This window comes from Methylobacterium sp. C33D, from assembly GCF_053345825.1.
Map to the genome: position 1 here is coordinate 1 of NZ_JBKFAV010000224.1, position 292 is coordinate 292.

Consider the following 292-nt stretch of genomic DNA (forward strand, 5'->3'; position numbering starts at 1 on the left):
CCGCTCCCGCTCCGCCGCCAGGACCGGACCGGCCAGGATCGCGTCGCGCCCCGCCCCGCGCTGGGGCGTGGCGGGCGGGCGCAGGGTCAGGCTGTCGAGGTTGGCCCGCGCGTGCGCCAGGCCCTCGAGGTCGCCGCACCACCACGTCCGCGGGTGGCCGAGCCGCAGGGGCTCGCCGAGGACGCGCCGGGCGATGCCGTCGAGATAGGGGGCGAGCGCGGCCGACCCGACGAGGCCCGCGCCCGGCATGTTGGCCATCACCAGGGAGCCGTTGCGCAGGGCGTCGAGGATG

1 protein-coding gene is annotated in these 292 nt (G+C 79.1%); it reads right to left on the reverse strand.

Annotated features, from left to right (window positions below; translation table 11 throughout):
* Window positions 1-292, reverse strand: a 292-nt coding sequence (locus tag ACLBXO_RS32145; protein ID WP_447687961.1) for a circularly permuted type 2 ATP-grasp protein, incomplete at both ends; no start/stop codon positions are given.